Genomic DNA, 22397 nt, shown 5'->3' with positions numbered 1-22397 from the left:
GGAGCGGGGGCGGCGGACCGCCCCCTGCCGGATCAGCCGCCGGTGGCGGGGCCGGCGACGCCCTCGGCGGCCGCGCCCGCGCCGGTGGCAATCTTCAGCGTCGCCCAGGCCTGGGCGGCGTCATTGACCGCCGAGGCGGCCGAGATCCGGGCGCTGGCGGTGTTGCGGTCGGTGTCGAGCAGGTCGAGAAGCGTGATCGCGCCGTTGCGGTAGTTCTCCTGCGCCAGCGCCAGCGCGCGGCCGTAGTCATCCGCCGCCTGGCGCAGCGCCGTCGCCCGCTGGCGGTAGCGCCGCAGGTTCGACTCGCCGACCTGCACGTCCTCCACCGCCTGCATCACCGAGGCGCGCCATTCGATCTCGGCCTGCTTCGCCGCCGAGACCTGAGCGTCGCGGCTAGCGCGCAACGCGCCCTGGTTGAAGACCGGCAGCGACAGCGACGGGCCGAAGGTCCAGCTGTCCGTCCCGTCGAGCCGCCCGACCGTGCCGCCGAGCGACAGCGAGGGATAGAGGTCCGCCTCGGCCACGCCGACCTCGGCCACCGCCGCGGCCAGGTCGGCCTCGGCGCTGCGCACGTCGGGCCGGTTGCGCAGCAGGTCGGCGGGCACGCCGGTGCGGGTCCCGCCGGGCGTCCGCAGCTGCGGCGCGCCGCGTTGCATGCGCGACATGATCGGCCCGGCCGGCTCGTTCAGCAGCGTGGCGATGGCGTAGACGTTGGAGTCGAAGAGCGCCGCGTATTGCGGCAGCGCCGCGCGGGCATTCGACAGGAGCGCCTCGGCCTCGGCGACCTCGTATTCGGTCGCCGCGCCCGCCTGGTACTGGGTGCGGGTGATGTCGACCGTCTCCTCGCGGGCGCTGATCGTGTCGCGCGCCAGCGCCAGCGCCTCCTGGTAGTAGCGGGCATTGGAATAGGCGGCGATCAGCTCGGCCAGCCAGGCCAGCCGGGTCGTCTCCACCTCGGCCCGCGCGGAGGTCAGCGAGGCGGCCGCGCTCTCGCGCTCGCGCCGGATGCCGCCGAAGAGGTCGATCACGAAGGAGGCGCCGAGCTCGGCGGAATTGACGGCCGAGGTGCCGTCGATCCCCTCGCCCCCCTCGAAGCTGCGGGACGCGTCGAGCGAGCCCGAGGCCGCCGAATTGACCCCGGTGGCGCGCAGATTGGCCTCGGCCTGGCGGATCCGCTCATTGGCGGCCATCACGTCGAGGTTCTGCTTCAGCCCGCGGTCGACGAGGTCGGTCAGCATCGGATCGCGGTAGTCCTGCCACCAGGTTTCCCCGGCGACGCGGCCGATCGACTGCGCGTCGCCCTCGGCGAAGCGCGTGGTCAGCGGCACTTCGGGACGCTGGTAGTCCGGGCCGACCGCGCAGCCCGCGACGGCCAGGAGAACGAGAACGGATGCATACCTCACTGCGGAACCTCCTGCGGCCGGCGGCGCAGCATGTCCACGGCCTTCAACACTGCAACATAGAAGACGGGAACCATGACGATGCCGATAATGGCCGAGAAGATGATCCCGCCGAGCATCCCGGTCCCGATGGATTTCTGCGCATTGGCGCCCGCGCCCGAGGCCAGGACCAGCGGCAGGATGCCGAAGCCGAAGGCCAGCGAGGTCATCAGGATCGGCCGCAGCCGCAGCCGTGCCGCGGTGACCGTCGCCTCGAGCAGCGTCACGCCCTGCTTGCGCAGCGTCTCGGCGAATTCGACGATCAGGATCGCGTTCCGCGCCGCCAGGCCGATCGTCGTCAGCAGGCCCACCTTGAAGTAGACGTCGTTCGACTGGCCGAAGGCCCAGGTGAAGACCAGCGCGCCGAGGATGCCGACCGGCACCGAGAGCATCACCGCGAAGGGCACCGTCCAGCTTTCGTAGAGCGCCGCCAGGCAGAGGAACACGACCAGAGCCGAGAGCGTGTAGAGCAGCGGTTCCTGGTTGCCCGAGAGCCGCTCCTGGTAGCTCAGCCCGGTCCAGGCCGACCCGTAGCCGCCGTCGAGATCCGCGGTCAGCTCCTCCATGGCGTTCATCGCGTCGCCCGAGCTGATGCCCGCGGCGGCCGAGCCCGAGATCTCCAGCGCCCTCGTGCCGCCGTAGCGGGCGAGCTTCGGCATCTGCGTGTCCCAGCTGCGGGTCATGATCGCGGAAAGCGGCACCATCTCGTCATCGCCGTTGCGGATGTACCAGCTGTCGACGTCCTCGGGCTGCATCCGCCAGTCGGCGCCGCCCTGGACGATCACCTCGCGCAGGTCGCTGCCCAGCGGGAAGTCGTTGACATAGCTGCCGGCGAAGACCGTGGCCAGCATGGTGTTGATATCCGACAGCGACACGCCGAAGGCCTCGGCCTTCTGCTGGTCGATGGTCAGCTTCAGCGACGGGGTGGCATTGTCGTCATTGCCCCTGAGCGAGGTCACCCGCCCGTCCGCCGTGGCCTTGGCCACCAGCTCGTCCGCGGCCGCCTTGAGCGCGTCCTGGCCGTTGCCCCGCTGATCGACGAGATACATGCTGAAGCCCGAGGTGTTGCCCATGCCGGGAATGGCCGGGGGCTGCAGGAAGAAGACCTGGCCGAGCCGGCCGTTGAAGAACCGCGCATTGGCCGCGTTCATGATGTCGGCGGCGTCGATGCCGGGACGGTCCTCGTAGTCCTTGAGCTTGACGAACATCATCGCCGCGTTCTGGCCAGAGCCGCCGAAGGAGAAGCCGACCGCCGCGAAGACGGAATCGACCGCATCGGAATGCTCGGTCAGCATGTACTGCTCGAGCTGCGCCACCGCATCCGCGGTCTGCTGGGTGGTCGCGCCGTCGGGCAGCGTGATCATCGCCATCAGCACGCCCTGGTCCTCGGTCGGCAGGAAGGAGGACGGCACGCGGTCATAGACCCACCAGGCGCCGTAGCCGACCGCGGCCAGCACCACGAGCATCCGGAAGGGCCGCCGCGCCAGCCGCCCGACCAGCCCGCCATAGCCGCCTGTCAGCCGGTCGAGCCCGCCGTTGAACCACCGCAGCGGGGCGAATTTCGCCCCCCCGTGCGAGGGTTTCAGCAGCGAGGCGCACATCGCCGGGGTCAGGATCAGAGCCACGAAGAGCGACAGCACCATCGCCGAGATGATCGTCACCGAGAACTGCCGGTAGATGATCCCGGTCGAGCCCGACATGAAGGCCATCGGCAGGAACACCGCCGAGAGGACCAGCACGATGCCCACGAGGGCCGAGGAGATCTCGCCCATCGACTTCTCGGTGGCCGCGACCGCGTCGAGCCCCTCTTCCTCCATCACCCGCTCGACATTCTCCACCACGACGATGGCGTCGTCGACCAGGAGGCCGATCGCCAGCACGAGGGCGAACATCGAGAGCGTGTTGATCGACATGCCGAAGAGCGCGAGGATGCCGAACGTGCCCAGAAGCACGACCGGCACCGCGATGGTCGGGATGATCGTCGCCCGCCAACTCTGCAGGAAGAGCAGGATCACCAGGAAGACCAGGACGATCGCCTCGCCCAGCGTGTGGTAGACCTGCTCGATCGACTGCTCGACGAAGGGCGAGGTGTCGTAGGGATACTCGATCGTCACCCCGTCGGGCAGCGAGCCCGCGAGGGTGTCGAGCACGCTGCGCACCCGCGCGGCAGTTTCCACCGCATTGGCGCCGGTGGCCAGGTTGACGCCGAAGCCCGCGGCCGGCTTGCCGTTGTAGCGGCTCGAGCTGCCGTAATCCTCGGCGCCGATCTCCACCGTCGCGACATCCGCGAGATAGACGACCGAGCCGTCCTCGTTGGTTTTCAGGATGATCCGGCGGAAATCCTCGACCGAGGTCAGCTGCGACTGCGCCGAGAGCGAGACGGTGAATTGCTGCCCCTTCGCCACCGGCTGGTCGCCGAGGCTGCCGACGGTGACATTGGTGTTCTGCTCGCTGACCGCCGAGGTCACGTCCTCCGGCGTCAGCTGGTACTGGTAGAGCCGCTCGGGATTCAGCCAGATCCGCATCGCGTAGGGCGAGCCGAAGGAGTTGATCGAGCCGACCCCCTCGGTGCGCTGCACCGGGTCCTCGATCGTGCTGCCGAGGATGTCCCCGAGCTGCAGCGAGGTGTAGCTGCCATCCTCGGAGACCAGCGCGCCCACGAGCAGGATCGAGCTGGTGGAGCGGGTGACGCTGACCCCCTGCTGCGTGACCGAGGTCGGCAGCGAGGACTGCACCAGCTGCAGCTTGTTCTGCACCTGGACCTGCGCCATGTCGGGATCGACCGTGTCGTCGAAGGTCAGCGAGACGCTGGCCGAGCCCTCCGAGGAGGAGGAGGTCATGTAGATCAGCCCGTCGAGGCCGGTCATGCCGTCCTCGATCACGGTGGTCACCGAGTTCTCGACCGTCTCTGCGGAGGCGCCGGTATAGCTGGCGCTGATCCTCACGGTGGTGGGGGCGATCTCGGGATACTGCGAGATCGGCAGGCTCATCAGGCCGAAGACGCCGGCCAGCATGACGACGATGGCCAGCACCCAGGCGAAGACCGGGCGGTGAATGAAGAAGGTTGCCATGGCCTCAGTCGCCCGCTGCCTGATCGGCGTCGCGGGTGACGCCATCCTCGTCGATCGTCACCGCGACCGGGGTCACGGCGGCGCCGTTCTGCATCGATTTCAGCCCGTCGACGATCAGCTTGTCGCCCTCCTCGATGCCGTCGAGCACGATCCAGCTGTTCTGGTAGCTGCCCTGGTCTTCCAGGGTGATCTGCCGGGACTTGCCGTCCTCGCCGACCAGGTAGACCGTGAGCATGCCGGAATTGTTCCGCGTCGCCGCGCGCTGCGGCACCAGGAAGGCCCGGGTCGTGCCGGCCGTGATCTCGCCGCGCAGGAACATGCCGGGCAGGATGACATAGCCGGGATTGTCGAAGGAGAAGCGCAGGGTGAAGGTGCCGGTGGTGGTCGAGACGGTATTGCCCGGCGTCACCAGCGTGCCGGTGCCATGGAAGACCGTGCCGTTCTCCAGCGTCAGCGTCGCCTCCAGGTCGTCATTCAGCGTCACCTGGCCGGCGTCGATCTGCTGGCGCATCGACAGCATCCGCGCCGAGGCCTCCACCATGTCGACATAGATCGGGTCCGAGCGCACGATCGTGGTCAGCGCGTCGCTCTGCGCCGCCGTCACCAGGTCGCCGACCGAGACCTCGGCGATATCCGGACGTCCCTCGATCGGGCTCGTCACCGTGGTCCAGCCCAGCTGCGTGCGGGAATAGTCAAGCGCCGCGCGGGCGGCATCCAGCGTCGCCTTGGCCTCGGCCAGCGTCGCGCGCGCGCTCTCGACCTCGGCGGCGGTATAGCCGCGCCCGGCCAGCTGCTGGGCCCGGTCGTATTCGGACTGCGCCACCGGCAGGTTGGCCTCGGCCTTGGCCAGATCCGCCTCGTCCGAGGCGACCTGCGCGCGGTAGGAGGCGTCGTCGATGCGGAAGAGCGGATCGCCGACCTTCAGCGGCCGGCCCGGATCGTAGAGGATCTCCTCGATCACCCCGTCGACCCGCGGGCGCACCGCCACGGACTGGTAGGCCACCGCCCGCCCCGGCAGGGTCACGACCCTCGGCACGTCCTGGCGCTGCATCTCGATCACGCCCACTTGCATCGGCGGCATGCCGCCCCCGTCCTGCGCCTGCGCGCACGCAGTCATGGCCGAAAGCCCGAAGGCGGCCATGGCCGCCAGTCTCCGTACCTGCATCAGCTGAACCCTTGACTAGTCCTGTCGCTAGATGCGTATAATGCAAAAAATGCTGACAGTGCAAGGTTTGCGTTATGACACTTCCGTTAAGGGAACGGCGGCGCCTGGAAACCGCGAATGAAATCCAGCGCGCCACGCTGCGGCTCGCCGCGGAACGCGGGCTCGACCATGTGACCACCGAGGCCATCGCGGCGGAAGCCGGAATCAGCCTGCGCACCTTCTTCAACTACTATACGAACAAGGAAGCGGCTTCCGTCGGCAATCCTCCGCTCTTTTCCGAGGACTCCTGCGAGGCGCTGAGAACCGGCAGCGCACCGCTGGCCGACGACCTGAAGCGCTTCCTCGACGCGCATCTCGCGAGCCTGGCCGGCAGCGAGGAGATCATCCGCAGCCTCGGCCCGATCATCCGCGAGAACGGCCGCGTGCGCTGGCTGCTCGACCAGCACCTGCACAGCCTGCGCGACGACCTGGCCGACTGCCTCGACACCCGCCTGCCCGGCACGCCGCGGGCGATGACCCAGGAGCTCGCCGACTGGTCGCTGCAGGGGATCGGCACGGCGATCGACCGCTGGCTGGCCGATGACGGCCGCACCCTGCAGGCCGCGCTGGACGAGGTGTGGCACGCCAAGCTGGCGGCGGCCAGGCTGGTCGTCCCGGCACCCTAGACGGCCGGCCGGCTGCCCGTTTCCGCGGCAGTCCGGCCCGTCGCGGACCATTCCGGCCGGGACACGGGGAGATTGCCCGGGGGTGCGCTGATTCATCCACTAAAATCGTTGGACCCCCCCCGGGAGGCTGATTAAAGATGGGCAAAACGGTCGGCGGACAGTATCCGCCACCGGCTCTGCACCAGGTAGTAAACTGTTGAAATGTTGATAATTTCCCCTCACATATCCGGCTCCCCGGACGTGGCCGAGAACGTCCGGAAGATGTGGCCGGAGCTGTCGCTCTGCCTGCTCTGCGACGCCTCTCCGGACCCGCACGGACCCGCCGAAGATCCCGACACGACCGTGATCGACTACCTGCAAGTGCCTGAAAACGCGGCAGAGCTCTTCTGCTCCGCGATCGGCTTCCTGCGCCACCGGCTGAAGGGCCGGACCGAGCCGCTGGTGATGGCATTCAACGAGGGAATCCTCGGCTGCGACGCCGCGCCTGCCACCGGGGCGAATGCCGTGATCCGCACCGGCTTCGGCGCCGGGGACCGCCTGTCCTGGCTGCAGATCGACGCGGTCACGGCCTCCGGGCCCTTGCTGCCCGCCTTCGCCGGGGCGGTGCGCCCCGAAGGGCTCTCCGACCGGCAATTCGCCGAACTTCTAACAGCCGGATTCGACGGGTAGGGCCATGCTGGACGATATCTGGCGCAAATATGCTGCAATCGCCAAAGTCCTGGACTCGCGTCCGGACTTCCGGTTCGACCCCGTCATCTACGGCGCGCTGCATCCCCAGCTCGGCGGCGATCCGCAAGTGCTCGAGGCGCATTACCGCGGCCGCGAGGGCGAGCCCGGACGCGTCGCGACCTTCTACGACATCCACCACCAGCAGCAGCCCGCCATCGACGTGGCGCTGGCCTCGCTGGTCATTGACCCCGACCTGGCCGCGGCCATGGCGGCAGGCGATCCCGAAGCCGCGAAGCTCGCCTGCGAGCTGATCCTGCTCGGCGATCCGGTCGACGGGCTGATGTCCGACTTCTCGATGCGCGGCTATCTCAAATGGCACCCGGACATCGTCGCCGCCGGGATGGATCCGCTGCACCACTACCTGCGCTACGGCTTCTACGAGACGGGCCGCCGCACCCTCGCCGATGTCCGCAAGAACCAGAAGGCGGGGCGCAAGCCGTTCCGGCCGGACCTGCCGACCTGCATGATCGCGGTGCATGAAATGTCCCGCACCGGCGCGCCGATCGTCGGCCGCGACCTGCTGCGCGAGGCGGCGAAGGACTACAATGTCGTCATCGCAGCGCTGCGCGGCGGCGAGCTGGAGGAGCAGTTCCTAGAACATGCCTGCGAGGTGGTCATCACCGCCAATCCGCAGATCGACTTCCCGTATTTCAGCGGCGACGCCTTCGACAGCATCGAATTCGCGATCCTCAACTCGGTCGAATGCGCGCTCTTCGTGGCGCCGCTGGTCGCGCAGGACATGCCCTTCTGCGCCTATCTGCACGAATTCGCTGACTATTCCTTCCCGGTCTGGACCTCGACCCTGATCGGCCTCTTCGCCGACCTGGTGATCTACTCCTCCGAACTGGTGCGCGAGTCCTGGACCGGACGCCTGACCGATATCGAGTTCGACATCGCGCGCGACACCCTGATCGTGCCGCAGCGCCCCGATATCTTCGGCTCGGTCGACCAGGCCGACTACCAGCGCGCGCGGCGCAACCTCTCCGAGCTGCTCGGCCGCGACCTCTCCAAGGTGCGGCTGGTCTGCGGCGCCGGGCATATCCAGTGGCGCAAGGGCACCGACATCTTCGTCATGGCCTCGCAGATCGCCGCGATGCGCGATCCCGACACGGTCTTCCTGTGGATCGGCGACGGCCAGAACATCGAGGATATCGGCTTCGGCGTCTGGTTCGACTACCATCTGCGCCAGGCCGGGGCCGGCAATCCCGAGGGCAACCTCTTCTTCCTGCCCGCGGGCCCGCACTATTTCGACGTGCTCAAGGCCTCGGACGCGATGTTCCTGGCCTCGCGGCTCGATCCGCTGCCCAATGTGGTCTTCGACGCGACCCAGCGCGGCTGCCGGGTGGTGAGCTTCGCCGATGCCACCGGCTTCTCGGATCCGGCCTATCGCGAGGCGCCGCACTTCCAGGAGGTCGAATACGGCAACCCCGCCGCCGCGGTCGACGCGCTGACCTCGATGCCCCGCAAGGAGCCCTCGCCCGATCCGGTGCCCGAAGTGGTCATGCCGAAGCTCTTCGCCGCGATCCGCGACGCGCTGGAGGCCCGCCTGGCGGACCAGAGCTATTTCGTCAGTGGCGCAACCGAGATCGACCTGCCCATCCTGTTCTCCGGCGACGAGGAGGATGCGCCGCTCCGCGAGCGCGAGCGCCAGAAGATCCTGCGCTACGGACGGCGGATGCTGTGGCGCGACCCGCGCGAGGCCGCCCAGGCCCTGGAGCGCTCGGAGAACTGGATCCACAAGGGCTGCCGGATCGCCGGCTACGCCCAGGCCTCGCGGGCGGATGCCCCCGCCTTCTCGATGCATATCCACGCCTTCTACACCGACGAGCTGGCCGAGGACATCCAGCGCCACGCCGCCTATCGCGACGCCAGGCGCATCGTCGTGACCACCGACACCGGAGAGAAGGGCGACGAGATCACCCGGATCATGCGCGCCCAGGGGCTGGAGCCGGAAATCCGGCTTGTGCCCAATCGCGGCCGTGACATCCTGCCCTTCATGGAGCTCTTCCAGGAGCCCGGCGCCTATCCCGAAGACGAGATCTGGTGCCATATCCACCAGAAGAAGTCGCTGACCTCCACCTCCGGCGGAGATGTCTGGCGGCGCTTCCTGATGCGGATCCTGCTTGGCGACACGACCGGCCTTTCCTCCGCGCTGATCGAGATCGGCCACGAGCAGGCCGGGCTGGTGGCGCCGTTCGAGCCGCATTTCGTCGGCTGGAACGCCTCGCGGCGGCTGGCGCGGAAATTCGAGCCGAAGCTGCCCGGACCGCTGCCGCAGAACCCGCTGGTCTTCCCGGTGGGCAACATGTTCTGGGTCCGCCGCCCGGTGATCGACGCGATGAACGACCTTTTCGGCCCCGACTATCCCTGGCCGAACGAACCGATTGCGAATGACGGGACCGAATTCCACATGATCGAGCGGCTCTGGCCCGCCATGGCGGTCCAGCAGGGGCTGGACGCCATTTTCGTCAGCAAGCCCGACGAACAGAGGGTGTAAGACTATGGAAGCGATTTTTCACGTCGGGATGGGCAAGACCGGGACCTCGTCGATCCAGCAGGTCCTCGGCGCCAATGAAGAGCACCTGGCAAAGCTGGGGGTGCAGTATCTGGGCCTCTGGTTCCGGATCCTGTCTCCGGATTTCGTCGGCTATGGCGGCCAGGACCGGTTCTTCGCCTCCGGCCCCGAGGCGATGGCGCAGCATGCCGCCGACTTCCACCGGGCGCTGAAGGAGCTGGCCGAGAATACCGGCAATGACCGCTTCATCATCTCGAACGAGTCGATCTACGGCTATCCGCTGCAATTCGCGCCCTTCCTCGCCCAGCTGAAGCAGCTTTGCGACGTCAAGGTGGTGATCTACGCCCGCGATCCCTATAGCTGGCTGCCCTCCGCCTACAACCAGTGGGCGCTCTACCACAAGACGATGCCGGGACGGATCCCGACCTATGGCGAGGCGACTACGGCGATGGTCTCGACCTATTCCGGACTGCGTGCCTGGGCGCGGGAGCATCGCGACCTTATCTCGCTGCGCCATTTCCGCAGCGGCATGGACGTGGTCGAGGATTTCTCCGGCCTGCTCGACCTCTTCCTGCCGATGCCCGAGAAGAACACGCTGGAACGCAAGGACCCGGCCGAGAACGCGCTGCGCGCCGTGTTCAACGGCATGCGCGAAGGCCAGGTGCTGCCAACCGAATTCGACCGCGCCACGGCCAATGTCGATCTGGTCAGCTCACCGGACCTGGCCGAGCTCGCCGCGGGCATGTTCGACTACACCAAGACCCAGGAGATCGTCGACGCGCATGCGCCGCTCTTCGACGAGATCACGCAGATCTTCGGCATCGACATCCGCAAGGATGCCCGCAAGACCTACCACCAGCCGGATGTCGACGCGCTGCGCCACCGCGCGCTGGAGCACCTGCTGCTGCTGACGATGGACCAGGCCCGCCGGATCACCGAGCTGGAGCAGTCGGTCCATGGCATGCGCCAGGAGCTTGCCCAGGTCCGCCAGCAGGTCGGACGGACCGGCTGAGGACGCGCGACATGGCTACGTCATCTTCCAGGAAGAGAACCGCGAAATCCCGGCCCCGCGCAAAGCCGAAGGCTGCGCTTGCCGTGATCGGGGTCCCGCCGGGCGCGGCAGCGCTGATGGCCGGGATCCTGGCGAAACTGAATGCCACCCTGCCCGAGGGCGCCTTCGACCCCGCCCGTGGCGGCCATGCCATCTCGCCCGCGCTGCAGGCGCTGGCGGCCGAGGCGCTGGCCGTCACCGGCGAGGACGGGACCGGGGACGAGGCCGCCGCGGCGCTCTCGGCGCGGGCGGCGGAGATCCTCGAGGCGGATTACGGCAGGGCCCAGGTGGCGCTGATCGAGGATCCGCAGATCGCGGCGCTGCTGCCCCTTTTCGGCACCGCCGCCGCGACGGCCGGGCGGCAGCTCCGGCTGCTGCTGGTCCATGACGCGGGCACCCCGACCGGCGACCTGCTGGCCGCCGAGGCCGCGACCCGCGGCCTGTCGCGCTGCATCATCGGCCTGCCGCTGCTGGCGCGCACGCCGGTCGAGAGCCTTGCCGCCGCCGGGCGCGCCCTCGACCTGAGCTGGCCGCGCTCCGCGCGCAGCGCCGAGGACGAGATCGCCGCGCTGCTTGAGGGCCAGCCCGAGCCCGGCACCGCTGAAGGGGCGCTGGAGATCTTCGCGCGCTGGCAGATCGCGGGCGAGGATCCGGCCGATCACGCCGCGCTCGACGCGCTGCGCGGCGCACCCGCGGACGAACCCGCGCCGAGCGGGGCCGGTGACGCGGCACCGACGGATCTGGCCGCGCTCCAGGCCAAGCTGGCCGAGATGGAGGCCGCCCTGGCCGAAAGCCGCAGCGCCGAAGCCGACGCCCGGGACCGTGCCGAGGCGCTCTCGGCCGAGCTTGGCGCGCTCAGGCAGGACGTGGCCGAGCAGGAGACCGCGCGCAATTCCCTGCAGATGGCGCTGCAGGCGGAGTTCCGGCAGGCGGGCGAGCGGCTGGAGGCCGAGAAGGCCGCCCATGCCGCGACCACCGACGAGCTGGCGGTGATGCGCAGCGCGCTGACCCAGCGCGAGCACGAGCGCGACGACCTGCATCGCGAGCTGATGGCCGCGATCGCCTCCCGCGAGGCGCTGGAACGCCGCCAGGAGGAAAGCGCCGCGCGGATCGCCCAGCTTGAATCCCGGCTCGACCAGAACACCCGCCAGCTCACCGCCCTGTCGCGCCGCGCCGCGGCCCAGGTGCAGAAGCGGGTCGGCGCGGCACAGGACCTGATGGACGGGGCCGGCGGGATCTCCTTCGAGGAGATGCTGAAGCAGCGCGACCGGCAGGTGGACGAGGCCCGCGCCGAGATGGACGGGCTGCGCGCCGAGATCGGCCGGATGGAGTCGAATGCCGAGCATGACGGCCGCATCCGCAGCGAGCTGAAGGAGACGCTGCGCCGCCGCGAGACCGAGCTGGTCGAGCAGATCGCGCAGCGCCGCGCGCTGACCCGCGAACTCGACGTAGCCCGCAATGAGGCCGCCCGCATCCGCTCTCAGATCGCCGACGAGCAGGACAATCACGACCGCGCCACCGAAGCGCTGAAGGCCGAGCACGAGAAGCTGGTCGAAGAGCTGTCCCGCCAGTCGGACGAGCAGCGCCTGCGGCTGGAGGAGTGGATCCTGGCGATGGAGAACAGCACCTCCTGGCGCGCGACCAAGCCGCTGCGCTCGGTCATCACCATGCTGCGGCAGCGCAAGTCCTGACCGCGCTCCGCGGGCGGTCCGGCCGCCCGCGGAGACGACCTTTCCGGCGCGGGCTCAGCCCGCGAGTTCCGGGATCCCGAAGCCTGCCTCCAGCACCTCGCCCGCGCGCAGCGCGACATCCTCGCGCCAGGGCGCAGAGACCAGCTGCACGCCCGAGGGAATGCCCGCCTCGACGCCAGAGGCCACCGAAAGACCGGGAACGCCGATCACCGGCAGCGCGATCTGCGGCATCTGCGCGGTCCAGATCCGCGCAAGCGCCACCGGCCCCGCCAGATCCTCCTCGGCCTTGAAGGGCAGCTCGCCCGAGACCGGCATCAGCACCACCGGCCAGTCCGCCAGGAAGCGCCGCCAGGCGCGGACCAGCGTTGCGCGGCGGCGGAAGATCTCGCCGAAGCGCGCGCCGTCGAGCGCCTTCGCCCGTTCCGCGAACTGGCCGAGCGCGGTCAGCGCGCCGGGATCGCCCTCGGCCTCGGCTGCTGCCACCAGTCCGTCATAGCCGTCGCAGAGCCACAGATCGGTCTGCAGCTCGACCGCTTCGGCCAAGGGCGGCGCGGCCGGGGTGTCCACCTCCCAGCCCGCCGCGCGGAACATCGCGGCGGCGCGGTCGAGATCGTCGAGAATGCGCGGATCGACCGCCATCCCGTCCGGCCGCGGCACCAGCGCGACGCGGCGCGGCACCTCCGGCCCCGAGAGCGGCACCGGCGCGCTCCAGGGATCCTCGGGATCGTAGCCCGACATCGCCTCGAGCGCGAGCCGCAGGTCGTCGATCCGCCGCGCGATCGGCCCCGAGACCGCCATCAGCTGCGCCCCGGCCGACCGCTCGGCCCCGGTGGCGTTGAACTGCGGCACCCGCCCGACGGTCGGGCGCAGCCCCTGAACGCCGCAGGCATAAGCCGGATACCTGATTGAACCGGCGATGTCGGTGCCATGGCCGATATGGCCGAGCCCCGCGGCCACCGCCGCCCCGGCCCCGCCCGAGGAGCCGCCCGGGGTCAGCGCGTGGTTCACCGGGTTCAGCGTCTGCCCGTGCAGCAGGTTCGAGGTGAACCAGCGATAGGAGAAGGCCGGGGTGTTCGTCCGTCCGACCACCAGCGCGCCCTCGCCGCGCATCCGCCGCAGGAAGGGCGCGTCCTGCTCCGCCACCAGTTCCGCGGCCGCCTTCAGCCCGTTGGTCGTCGCATGGCCCTTCTGGTCGGAGATCACCTTGATCGTCACCGGCACGCCGGCCAGCAGCCCGCCGCCCTGCCCGCCCGCGATCCGCGCATCGAGCGCCGCCGCCGCGGCAAGCGCCTCTTCGCCGCAATCCTGCACGATGGCGTTGATGGCGGGATTGGCGCGGGCGACACGCTCCAGCGTGGCGGCGGTCACCGCCTCGGCGGTCATCCGGCCGCTCGTCACGGCGGCGGCAAGCGCGCGGGCCGACAGCCCGTTGGGATCGGTCATGCGGTGTCCTTCAGGCTGTCGCGCAGCGCCGCGAGGCTGCGACTGATCGAAAGCGCGACATTCTTCGATTCCGGCGCGCTGGCCGTGTGCGGGGTGACGAGCACCCGGGGATGCTGCCAGAACGGATGGCCCCGGGGCAGCGGCTCCACCGCGAAGACATCGAGCGACGCCCCCGCCAGGTGCCCGCTGTCGAGCGCGGCCAGCAGCGCCGCCTCGTCGAGCTGCTCGCCGCGGCCGATCTGCACCAGCGCCGCGCCCTCGGGCAGCGCCGCCAGCATCGCGGCGTCGATGCAGCCGCGGGTCTCGTCGGTCAGCGGCAGGACATTGATCAGGATGTCGGTCCGCGCCAGGAAGGCCGCGCGGTCGAGCATGACCTCCACCCCCGGCTCGGCCGCGACCGGGCGGCGCGCCAGCACCGCGACCGGATAGCCGAGCGCGGCCAAGGCCCTGGCGATTTCGCGGCCCATATTTCCGTAGCCCATGATGCCGACCCGGCGGGTCTCGGGGCTGCGGCCATGGGCCGGACGGTTCCAGCGCTCCGCCGCCTGGTCCTCCAGATGCAGATCCATCCGGCGGTGGTGCCAGAGCACGTGGAAGATCGCGAAGGCCGCCATCTGCCGGGCCTGGTCCGGATCCTCGACCCGGAGGACGGGAATGCCCGCGGGCAGCGAAGGACAGGCGAGGATGCCGTCCACCCCGGCAGCCGAGGAAATCGCCGCCTTCAAGTTGGGATAGGGGGCAAAGCAGTCCTCCGGCGGGCGGAAGGTGATGACGAATTCCACTGCCGCCGGATCCGTGACCTCCTCGGGCCGCAGGAGCGTCAGCTCCGGCGCGTGCTCCGCGAAGGCCTTGCCGTGGAAATCGAGGATGTCGAACCCCTGACTATTCACTACGCCGATCATGAGACCCCTCTTGTCCTGTTCTCCGCCGCCCAGTCCGCGCCCGGCACGGCCGCCAGCAAGTCCCGGGTATAAGCCTCTTGCGGCGAAAGGAAAATGTCATGGACGCCGCCGATCTCCACCAGCCGGCCCTTCTGCATCACCGCGATCCGGTCGCAGAGCTGCGCGGCGACGCGCAGGTCATGGGTGATGAAGAGGATCGACAGCCCCAGCCGCGCGCGCAGGTCGCGCAGGAGGTCGAGCACCTGCGCCTGGATCGACACGTCGAGCGCCGAGACCGCCTCGTCCGCGACGATCAGCTCGGGCTCCATGGCCAGTGCCCGGGCGATGCCGATCCGCTGCCGCTGGCCGCCGGAGAATTCATGCGGGAAGCGGTTGGCCGCCTCCGCGCCGAGACCGACGATTTCCAGCAGCTCGCGCGCCTTCGCCTCGGCCCCGGCCTTCGGCTTGCCCATTGCGACAGGCCCGGCGGTCAGCGCGCGCAGGATGCGGTGGCGCGGGTTCAGCGAGGCATAGGGGTCCTGGAAGACCATCTGCACCTTGTTGCGGGACCGGCGCAGCTCTTCCTCGGACAGCGCCGCCAGATCGGTGCCGCCGACCAGCACCTGCCCGGCATCGGGCGTGACCAGCCGCACCACCGTGCGTCCCAGCGTCGACTTGCCCGAGCCGCTTTCGCCGACCAGCCCCAGCACCTCGCCGCGGGCGATGGTCAGGGAGACATCGTCGACCGCGCGCACCTCGCGCGCCTCGCGGAAGAGGCCGCCGCCGGTGCGGTAGACCTTGCGCAGGCCCTTCAGCTCCAGCACCGGCGCGTGCTCCAGCTTGCGCGCCTGCGGCAGCCGCCCGGTGGGGATCGCGTCGAGCAGGCGGCGGGTATAGGCGTGCTGCGGATGCTCCAGCACTGCAGCCGCGGTGCCCTGCTCCACCGCGATGCCCTTCTCCATCACGATCACCTTGTCGGCGATCTCGGCCACCACGCCGAAATCATGGGTGATGAACATCACCCCCATGCCGCGGCGGCGGCGCAGGTCCAGGATCAGCTCGAGGATCTGCGCCTGCGTCGTCACGTCGAGCGCGGTGGTCGGCTCGTCGGCGATCAACAGCTCCGGCTCCAGCGCCAGCGCCATGGCGATCATCGCCCGCTGCCGCTGCCCGCCGGAGAGCTGGAACGGATAGGCGCGCATGATCTTGGCCGGGTCGGGCAGGCCGACCTCGGTGACCAGCGACAGCGCGCGCTTCTCGCGCTCGGTCGGGCCGTACATGCCATGGGCGGCGAAGACCTCGGCGATCTGCTCGCCGATCCGCATCAGCGGGTTGAGCGCGGTCATCGGCTCCTGGAAGATCATCGCGATGCGCGAACCGCGGAGCTTCTGCCGCTCGGTCTCGGGCAGGGACAGCACGTCCTGCCCGTCGAAGACCGCCCGGCCGCCGTCGACGGTCACGCCCGGCGGCAAGAGCCCCATCAGCGCATTGGCGGTCATCGACTTGCCGGAGCCGCTCTCGCCCACGACACACAGGATCTCGCCCTCGGCGATCGTCATGGAGATGCCCGCGACGGCATGGGGCCGGTCCGCGCCCTTCGGCAGGGCGATGGACAGGTCCTGGATCGACAGCACGGTCCTCATGCGGTTCCCTTCCGGCTCAGATGCGGGTTCAGCGCGTCGTTCAGCCCCTCGCCGATCAGGTTCAGCGCCAGCACGGTGACGAGGATCGCGACGCCGGGGAAGAAGGACAGCCACCAGGCGGAACGGATCACGGTGCGCGCCGCGCCGATCATGTAGCCCCAGCTCATCGCGTTCGGATCGCCGAGGCCGAGGAAGGACAGCGAGCTTTCCAGCAGGATCGCGGTGGCGACCATCAGGGACGCCATGACGATGATCGGCGAGACGGTGTTGGGCAGCACCTCGCCGGTCAGGATGCGGATATTCGACAGCCCGGCCAGCCGCGCGGCATCGACATATTCGCGGCTTTTCACCGCCATGACCTCGGCCCGGACCAGACGGGCGACGGGCGGCCAGGAGACGATCGCGATGGCCAGCGTGATCGAGGTCAGCGTCGGCTCCAGGATCGCCACCAGCACGATGGCCAGCGCGAAGTTGGGGATGGTCTGGAAAAACTCGGTGAAGCGCATCGCGCCCTCGTCCGCCCAGCCGCCGTAGAAGCCCGCGACGGCGCCCAAGGGCACGCCGATGGCCAGCGCCACGATGGTGGAGACGAGCCCGACGAGCAGCGAAACCCGCGCACCATGGACGAGGCCGGCGGCAACGTCGCGGCCCAGCGTGTCGGTGCCCAGCGGAAAGCCGTCCATCGTGAAGGGCACTAGGAAGGGCCGCTGCACCATCGCCCAGGGACCGCGCGGGAAGAGCAGGTCCGCCGAGAGCGCGAGGCCGATGACGATCAGGAGGATGAGGACGCCGATCACGGCGCCCTTGTTGGAGGCGAAGCGGCGGATCATGCGCGGGCTCCGATGCGGGGATCGACCAGCCGGTAGACAAGGTCGGTCAGGATGTTGAAGACGATGACCATGGCGGCCGAGACGAGGAAGACGCCGAGAATGGTGTTGTAGTCGCGCGCGGCGAGGCTCTCGAACATCAGCCGCCCGATGCCCGGCCAGGCAAAGACCGTCTCGGTCAGCACGGCACCGCCGACCAGCTGCCCCGCCTGGAGGCCCGCCAGCGTCACCACGGGCAGGATCGCGTTCCGCAGGATGTGGCGGCGGCGGATCACCGGACCGCTGAGGCCCTTGGCGCGGGCGGTCTTGACGAAATCCATCTGCGCGACTTCGAGCATCGAGGCGCGCGTCATGCGCATGTAGACCGCCATGAAGAAGAGGCCGAGCGTCGAGGCGGGCAGGATCAGGTGCTTGATCACGTCCCAGATCCGCGCCAGCCCGGAATAGCCGGCCCCCACGGTTTCATAGCCGAAGCCGGGCAGCCAGCCGAGCTCCACCGAGAAGACCAGCACCGCCATCAGCGCCGCCCAGTAGAGCGGCGTCGCGTAGAACAGCAGCGCCAGCGTCGTCAGGACGCTGTCCGAGGCCTTGCCGACCCGCGCCGAGGCGGCGACGCCGAGCGCGATGCCCAGCGTCAGCGAGATGACGAAGGCGGTCAGCGTCAGGATCAGCGTGGCGGGCAAGCGTTCCAGGATCAGGTCCAGGACAGGCGCGCCCTGGCGGAAGGAATAGCCGAAATCCAGCCGCACGATGTTCCAGACATAGGAACCGAGCTGGACATGGAACGGCTGGTCGAGGCCGAAGCGCTCGCGCAGCTGGGCGATCATCTGCTCGTCGGCGGCACCGGCCTCGCCGGCCAGGACAACGGCCGGATCGCCCGGCGCGGCATGGATCAGGAAGAAATTCAGGACGGCGATGGCAAGGAGCGTGATCAGCGCCTTGACCAGCCGCCCGAGGATGGGGGCGAGCACGGCCATGGGGGCCTCCGGTCGGGGGCCGGTCCCCGGAGGGACCGGCGGGACAGGTTACTGTTCGATCCAGGCGTTGCGGATGCCGTCATTCAGGCCGATGCCAGTCGTGACCAGGTCATGGACATTGCAGCGGTAGATGGTCGGGAATTCCAGCTCCAGCAGCCAGGCCACCGGCACGTCGTCGACGATCTCCTTCTGGATCTCGTCATAGGCCGCCTGGCGCTCCGCCGCGTCGGTCATGGTCGCGGCCGCAGCCCATTTCGCGTCGAGCCCGGGGTTCTCGTAGCCCTCGACATTGTTCCAGGGGCTGCCCTTCTGGATGCGGTCGGCGGTGTAGTTGCGCGACACGCCCAGGGCCGGATCGCCATACTGGTAGAGATAGGTGAAGGCCATGTCGTAGTCCCACTGGGACGTCTTCTCGTTCCAGCCCGCCACGTCGGTCGAGTCGATCTCGACATTGATGCCGACCTCCGAGAGGTTCTGGCGCACCGCCTCGGCCCAGCGTTGCCAAGTCTCGCCATAGGGCAAGGGCAGCACGCGGACGGTCTCGCCGTCATAGCCCATCTCCTCGAGCAGCGCCTTGGCCTTGTCCGGGTCGTAGTCGTACTGCGTGACGTCGTCCGAGTAGAAGTTCGTCGCCGAGGCCACCGGTCCGGTCGGGATCTTGCCGAAGCCGTTCCAGACCACGTCGCGGACGAATTCGCGGTCCATCGCGTACATGATCGCCTGGCGGAAGCGCACGTCCGAGGTCGGCCCCTCGCGGTTGTTCAGCCACATCCAGGCCAGCGGCGCGAAGAATTCCCAGCCCGAGCCGGTGGAGCAGACCCCGTCCATCTCCGTCAGCCGCGCCACATCCCAGTTCTCGACCGAGCCGCCGGGCAGCACGTCGACCTCGCCGGTCTCGAAGGCCACCGCGCGCGAGGCCGCGTCGGGGATCACCCGGTAGTAGACCTCGTCGAGATAGGGCAGCCCGTCGACATAGTAGTCCTCGTTCTTGACCAGGTGGATGTAGCTGCCCTTCTCCCAGGCCTCGAACTTGAACGGGCCGGTGCCGATCGGCGTCGCGTTCATCTCGTTGGTGGCGTAGTCGGTGCCCTCGTAGATGTGCTTCGGGATCATCGGCATGGTGCCGACCTCGAAGACCGAGATGAAGGGGCCGAAGGGCTCCTTCAGCTTGAACACCACCGTCAGGTCGTCCGGCGCGGTGATCGTGTCGACATAGGCCAGCGAGGCGCGCAGCCGGGCATGGGTCTCGCGCAGGAAGACATCGGCGGAGAAGACCACGTCCTCGGCGGTGAAGGGCTCGCCGTCATGCCATTTGACGCCCTCGTGCAGATGGAAGGTGTAGGTCAGCCCGTCCTCGGAGATCTCCCAGCTTTCCGCCAGGCCCGGCTCCGGCTCCAGGTCGGTCGTGTAGCGCAGCAGCCCCTCGTAGATGTCGCCCGCCACCAGCTGGGTCGGGCCGTTCTGCACCAGCCCCAGCATCAGCCCCGGCGGTTCGGGCTGCACCACGATGTCGAGCCGTCCGCCGGCCTCCTGGGCGAAGGCATGGCCGGCGAAGGCGGCGGCGATGAGAAAGGTCGTCGCTTTGAGATATTGCATGGGATTCCCTGTCGGTTTTCGTGTTCAAGTGCCGTCCCGGTTGGCCCGGGATCGTGTCACGCGGCGAAATCGGGCGCTTCGGCCTCGACCTTGCGCAGGATGGCCGCCCATTCCGGATCGGCCACGCCTTCCAGCTCCATCTTGTCGTACATGCGGGCGTATTGCCGGGCGGTATGCTCGGCCACCTCGCCGGGCAGCACCACGGGGCTCAGCCCCATCGACAGCGCCGCCACCTGCGCCTTGCAGGAGCGTTCGAGATTGATCGCGTACTTCACCGCCTCGGCGACCGAGCGGCCCAGCAGCAGCGTGCCGTGGTTGCGCAGCAGCATCACCGAGCGGTCGCCCAGGTCGGCCACGATGCGCTCGCGCTCGGCCAGATCCAGCGCGATGCCCTCGTAGTCGTGGAAGGCGATGCGGTCGTGGAACTGCGCGGACCACTGGTTGAGGGACAGAAGCCCCTCTTTCACCGAGCTGACGGCGACGCCCGCCACGGTATGGGTATGCAGCACGCAGACCGCGTCATGGCGCGCCATGTGCACGGCGGAATGGATGGTGAAGCCCGCGGCATTCACCCCGGCGCCATAGGGATCCTCGATCACCGCGCCGGTCTCGTCGATCGTCACCAGGTTCGAGGCGGTCACCTCGTCGAAGCGCAGCCCGTAGGGGTTCAGCAGGAACCGCTTCTGCCCGTCCGGCCCGTCGGGCAGGCGGGCGGAGATATGGGTGTAGATGCCGTCATCCATCCCCATCAGGGCAATCAGCCGGTAGGCGGCGGCAAGGTCGCGGCGCAGCGCGGCGATCGGGTCGGTCATGCCGTCGGGCATCGGAAACTCCTCTGTCACGAGCCTGAACAGAAACCGCTCCTTGATCTATGTCAAGAAATTGTCGACAGTCGACATCAGGACAGTTAGCGTCTTGCCGATCTTTCCGGACAGAAGAGCCTATGGACAAGCCCGATTCCCCTGCACATTTCTCGCCTCTGGGCCGCGACGGCCTGGTCGACCGCGTTGCCAATCTGCTGGGCGAGGCGATCATCCGCGGCAAGCTGAAGCCGGGATCGCGGCTTTCCGAATCGGTCATCGCCCGCGATCTGGGAGTCAGCCGCGCGCCGGTGCGCGAAGCGGCGCGGCTGCTGGAAAGCTCGGGACTGGTCGACTACCAGCCGAATCGCGGCTTCTTCGTGCGCAAGATCTCGGCCCGCGAGCTCGACGATCTCTACGAGCTGCGCATCGTGATCGAGGTCTCGGCCGCGCTGCGCGTGGTGCGCGAGGCGCCCGATGCGGCGCTGGAGACGCTCGACGACCAGATCGGCGAGCTGCGCCGGGTGTCTTCCGACGAGGTCGACATGCTGACCCAGATGGAGGCGGACATGGAGTTCCACCGCCGGATGATCGCCGCCTCGGGCAATCCGCGCTTCTCGGCGATCTTCGACCAGCTCGCCAAGGAGACCGAGCTCTGCGTCATGGTGATCGGCCGGCTCTACGGCGACCCGCAATGGATTGCCGACACGCATGTCCCGATCCTCGACGCCCTGCGCGCCCGCGACGAGACCGCCACGCGCTCGGCCATCGAATACCATATCGGCGAGGCGCGCCGCCTCGTCACCCAGCAATTCCGCCTGCTTGAAGAGTGACCAAGATGAAGTGCTTCTACGCCCCCGAAACAGAGGCCCATGACCCGCAGTTCCGCCTGACCCATGGCAGGCTGCTGCACAATGCCGAACAGGCGGAGCGCGCGCGGCTGCTCCTGGCCGGGCTGGACCGGCTGGGCCTGGCGACCGAAACCCCGCCCGAGGCGCCGCGCGCCGCGCTCGAGGCAGTGCACACGGCCGATTTCCTCGATTTCCTCGAACATGCCTGGGACGAATGGCAGAAACTGCCGAATTGCGGGCCCGAAGTGGTGCCGAACGTCTTCGCCCAGAAGGCAGGCTCGACCTATCCGCGGGACAGCATCGTCGGCCGCGCGGGCTGGCACATGGGCGATACCTCGGCGCCGATCGGGCCGGGTTCCTGGCAGGCGACGCGCCGCGCCGCCGATTGCGCCGTGGCCGCGGCCGGGGCCGTTCTGGCCGGCGATCCCATGGCCTATGCGCTGACCCGCCCGCCGGGGCACCACTCGACCGCCGACACCGCCGCCGGGCACTGCCTGATGAATGTCTCCGCCATCGCGGTCGAGCGGCTGAGGACGCGCCATGCCCGGGTCGCCACGCTGGATATCGACGTCCATCACGGCAACGGCACGCAGGGCGTCTTCTACGGCCGCGCCGATGTGCAGACCGTCTCGATCCATGCCGATCCGGCGAGCTACTACCCGTTCTTCGTCGGCTACGCCCATGAAACCGGCGAGGGCGCGGGCGAGGGCTTCAACCTCAACATCCCGCTGCCCCGGACCACGACCGACGACGCCTGGCTGGCGGCGATCGAGACCGGGCTGGCGCGGATCGCGGCGTTCGCCCCCGGCGCGCTGGTCGTGCCGCTCGGGCTCGACGCGCACGAGAACGACCCGCTGGCAGGCATGAAGATCAGCTGGGACGGGTTCCGCGAGGCCGGGAAGATGATCGCCGCGGCGGGCTATCCGACCGTGCTGGTGCAGGAGGGCGGCTACCTCTCCGAGGACCTGACCACCTCGCTGGAAAGCTTCCTGTCGGGCGCGCTCGGCCGCGGCTGAGCGCGCCGGCGGCGGGGCCGGACCGTCTGGCCTGATC

Annotated in this window: 17 protein-coding genes; 7 read left to right on the top strand and 10 right to left on the bottom strand. The window is 69.0% G+C overall.

All coding sequences use genetic code 11. The features are described from left to right. Positions 1–32: 32 nt before the first annotated feature. Genes FGX59_RS26240 through FGX59_RS26230 form a run of 3 tightly spaced genes read right to left on the bottom strand, consistent with a single transcriptional unit; the run spans position 33 to position 5591 of the window. Complete coding sequence (locus tag FGX59_RS26240) at positions 33–1403, bottom strand: efflux transporter outer membrane subunit (protein WP_138470093.1); 1371 nt, start codon at positions 1401–1403, stop codon at positions 33–35. Beyond that, positions 1400–4510, bottom strand: a complete 3111-nt coding sequence (locus FGX59_RS26235; protein ID WP_138470092.1) for an efflux RND transporter permease subunit — start codon at positions 4508–4510, stop codon at positions 1400–1402. Before FGX59_RS26235 ends, FGX59_RS26240 begins: the two co-directional genes overlap by 4 nt. 4 nt (positions 4511–4514) lie before the next feature. Further along, on the bottom strand, positions 4515–5591 hold the full coding sequence (locus FGX59_RS26230) for an efflux RND transporter periplasmic adaptor subunit (RefSeq protein WP_240722720.1): 1077 nt from the start codon (positions 5589–5591) through the stop codon (positions 4515–4517). A 158-nt stretch (positions 5592–5749) separates the two neighbouring features. Here FGX59_RS26230 and FGX59_RS26225 point away from each other — a divergent pair, with 158 nt between their 5' ends. From FGX59_RS26225 to FGX59_RS26205, 5 genes are all read left to right on the top strand, one after another. Further along, positions 5750–6340: a TetR/AcrR family transcriptional regulator gene (locus tag FGX59_RS26225; RefSeq protein ID WP_138470090.1), complete on the top strand. Its 591-nt coding sequence runs from the start codon at positions 5750–5752 to the stop codon at positions 6338–6340. A gap of 240 nt (positions 6341–6580) precedes the next feature. Further along, entirely contained in the window at positions 6581–7009 is a 429-nt protein-coding gene (locus FGX59_RS26220; RefSeq protein ID WP_138470089.1) for a hypothetical protein, read from the top strand. A gap of 4 nt (positions 7010–7013) precedes the next feature. Beyond that, positions 7014–9566: a rhamnan synthesis F family protein gene (locus FGX59_RS26215; RefSeq protein ID WP_138470088.1), complete on the top strand. Its 2553-nt coding sequence runs from the start codon at positions 7014–7016 to the stop codon at positions 9564–9566. A gap of 4 nt (positions 9567–9570) precedes the next feature. Continuing rightward, the gene (locus FGX59_RS26210) at positions 9571–10596 is read left to right on the top strand and encodes a polysaccharide biosynthesis protein (protein ID WP_138470087.1); all 1026 of its coding nucleotides are present in this window, start codon (positions 9571–9573) and stop codon (positions 10594–10596) included. 83 nt (positions 10597–10679) lie between these two features. After that, on the top strand, positions 10680–12326 hold the full coding sequence (locus tag FGX59_RS26205; protein WP_138470086.1) for a hypothetical protein: 1647 nt from the start codon (positions 10680–10682) through the stop codon (positions 12324–12326). Positions 12327–12380: 54 nt separating this feature from the next. Here the strand turns inward: FGX59_RS26205 and FGX59_RS26200 are convergent, their stop codons facing one another. From FGX59_RS26200 to FGX59_RS26170, 7 genes are read right to left on the bottom strand one after another with little or no spacing between them, the layout of a single operon-like run. Continuing rightward, positions 12381–13769: an amidase gene (locus FGX59_RS26200; protein ID WP_138470085.1), complete on the bottom strand. Its 1389-nt coding sequence runs from the start codon at positions 13767–13769 to the stop codon at positions 12381–12383. Further along, complete coding sequence (locus FGX59_RS26195; protein ID WP_138470084.1) at positions 13766–14671, bottom strand: NAD(P)-dependent oxidoreductase; 906 nt, start codon at positions 14669–14671, stop codon at positions 13766–13768. The genes FGX59_RS26200 and FGX59_RS26195 overlap by 4 nt, the downstream gene beginning before the upstream one ends. Continuing rightward, positions 14668–16293 (bottom strand): ABC transporter ATP-binding protein, encoded by a 1626-nt coding sequence (locus tag FGX59_RS26190; RefSeq protein ID WP_138470083.1) that lies wholly within the window; start codon positions 16291–16293, stop codon positions 14668–14670. Before FGX59_RS26190 ends, FGX59_RS26195 begins: the two co-directional genes overlap by 4 nt. Then, positions 16290–17123, bottom strand: a complete 834-nt coding sequence (locus tag FGX59_RS26185; protein WP_138470082.1) for an ABC transporter permease — start codon at positions 17121–17123, stop codon at positions 16290–16292. Before FGX59_RS26185 ends, FGX59_RS26190 begins: the two co-directional genes overlap by 4 nt. Beyond that, positions 17120–18097 (bottom strand): ABC transporter permease, encoded by a 978-nt coding sequence (locus FGX59_RS26180; protein ID WP_138470081.1) that lies wholly within the window; start codon positions 18095–18097, stop codon positions 17120–17122. Before FGX59_RS26180 ends, FGX59_RS26185 begins: the two co-directional genes overlap by 4 nt. 48 nt (positions 18098–18145) lie before the next feature. After that, positions 18146–19693: an ABC transporter substrate-binding protein gene (locus FGX59_RS26175; protein WP_138470080.1), complete on the bottom strand. Its 1548-nt coding sequence runs from the start codon at positions 19691–19693 to the stop codon at positions 18146–18148. 56 nt (positions 19694–19749) lie between these two features. Continuing rightward, positions 19750–20517, bottom strand: a complete 768-nt coding sequence (locus FGX59_RS26170; RefSeq protein ID WP_138470079.1) for a class II aldolase/adducin family protein — start codon at positions 20515–20517, stop codon at positions 19750–19752. A gap of 119 nt (positions 20518–20636) precedes the next feature. Here FGX59_RS26170 and FGX59_RS26165 point away from each other — a divergent pair, with 119 nt between their 5' ends. Both FGX59_RS26165 and FGX59_RS26160 read left to right on the top strand, forming a co-directional pair. After that, positions 20637–21326 (top strand): GntR family transcriptional regulator, encoded by a 690-nt coding sequence (locus FGX59_RS26165; protein WP_138470078.1) that lies wholly within the window; start codon positions 20637–20639, stop codon positions 21324–21326. A gap of 5 nt (positions 21327–21331) precedes the next feature. Then, complete coding sequence (locus FGX59_RS26160) at positions 21332–22360, top strand: histone deacetylase family protein (protein ID WP_138470077.1); 1029 nt, start codon at positions 21332–21334, stop codon at positions 22358–22360. Positions 22361–22397 lie beyond the last annotated feature (37 nt).

Source organism: Poseidonocella sp. HB161398, assembly GCF_005870025.1.
GTDB lineage: Bacteria > Pseudomonadota > Alphaproteobacteria > Rhodobacterales > Rhodobacteraceae > Mangrovicoccus.
Note: the sequence above shows the minus strand (reverse complement) of the source record. Positions and strands in the feature narration are given on the sequence as shown.

Coding starts and splice junctions, on each gene's coding strand:
- FGX59_RS26185 (WP_138470082.1), bottom strand. CDS start 17,123: ATGATCCGCCGCTTCGCCTCCAACAAGGGCGCCGTGATCGGCGTCCTC.
- FGX59_RS26160 (WP_138470077.1), top strand. CDS start 21,332: ATGAAGTGCTTCTACGCCCCCGAAACAGAGGCCCATGACCCGCAGTTC.
- FGX59_RS26175 (WP_138470080.1), bottom strand. CDS start 19,693: ATGCAATATCTCAAAGCGACGACCTTTCTCATCGCCGCCGCCTTCGCC.
- FGX59_RS26190 (WP_138470083.1), bottom strand. CDS start 16,293: ATGAGGACCGTGCTGTCGATCCAGGACCTGTCCATCGCCCTGCCGAAG.
- FGX59_RS26235 (WP_138470092.1), bottom strand. CDS start 4,510: ATGGCAACCTTCTTCATTCACCGCCCGGTCTTCGCCTGGGTGCTGGCC.
- FGX59_RS26195 (WP_138470084.1), bottom strand. CDS start 14,671: ATGATCGGCGTAGTGAATAGTCAGGGGTTCGACATCCTCGATTTCCAC.
- FGX59_RS26170 (WP_138470079.1), bottom strand. CDS start 20,517: ATGCCCGACGGCATGACCGACCCGATCGCCGCGCTGCGCCGCGACCTT.
- FGX59_RS26180 (WP_138470081.1), bottom strand. CDS start 18,097: ATGGCCGTGCTCGCCCCCATCCTCGGGCGGCTGGTCAAGGCGCTGATC.
- FGX59_RS26230 (WP_240722720.1), bottom strand. CDS start 5,591: ATGCCGCCGATGCAAGTGGGCGTGATCGAGATGCAGCGCCAGGACGTG.
- FGX59_RS26225 (WP_138470090.1), top strand. CDS start 5,750: ATGACACTTCCGTTAAGGGAACGGCGGCGCCTGGAAACCGCGAATGAA.
- FGX59_RS26165 (WP_138470078.1), top strand. CDS start 20,637: ATGGACAAGCCCGATTCCCCTGCACATTTCTCGCCTCTGGGCCGCGAC.
- FGX59_RS26200 (WP_138470085.1), bottom strand. CDS start 13,769: ATGACCGATCCCAACGGGCTGTCGGCCCGCGCGCTTGCCGCCGCCGTG.
- FGX59_RS26210 (WP_138470087.1), top strand. CDS start 9,571: ATGGAAGCGATTTTTCACGTCGGGATGGGCAAGACCGGGACCTCGTCG.
- FGX59_RS26215 (WP_138470088.1), top strand. CDS start 7,014: ATGCTGGACGATATCTGGCGCAAATATGCTGCAATCGCCAAAGTCCTG.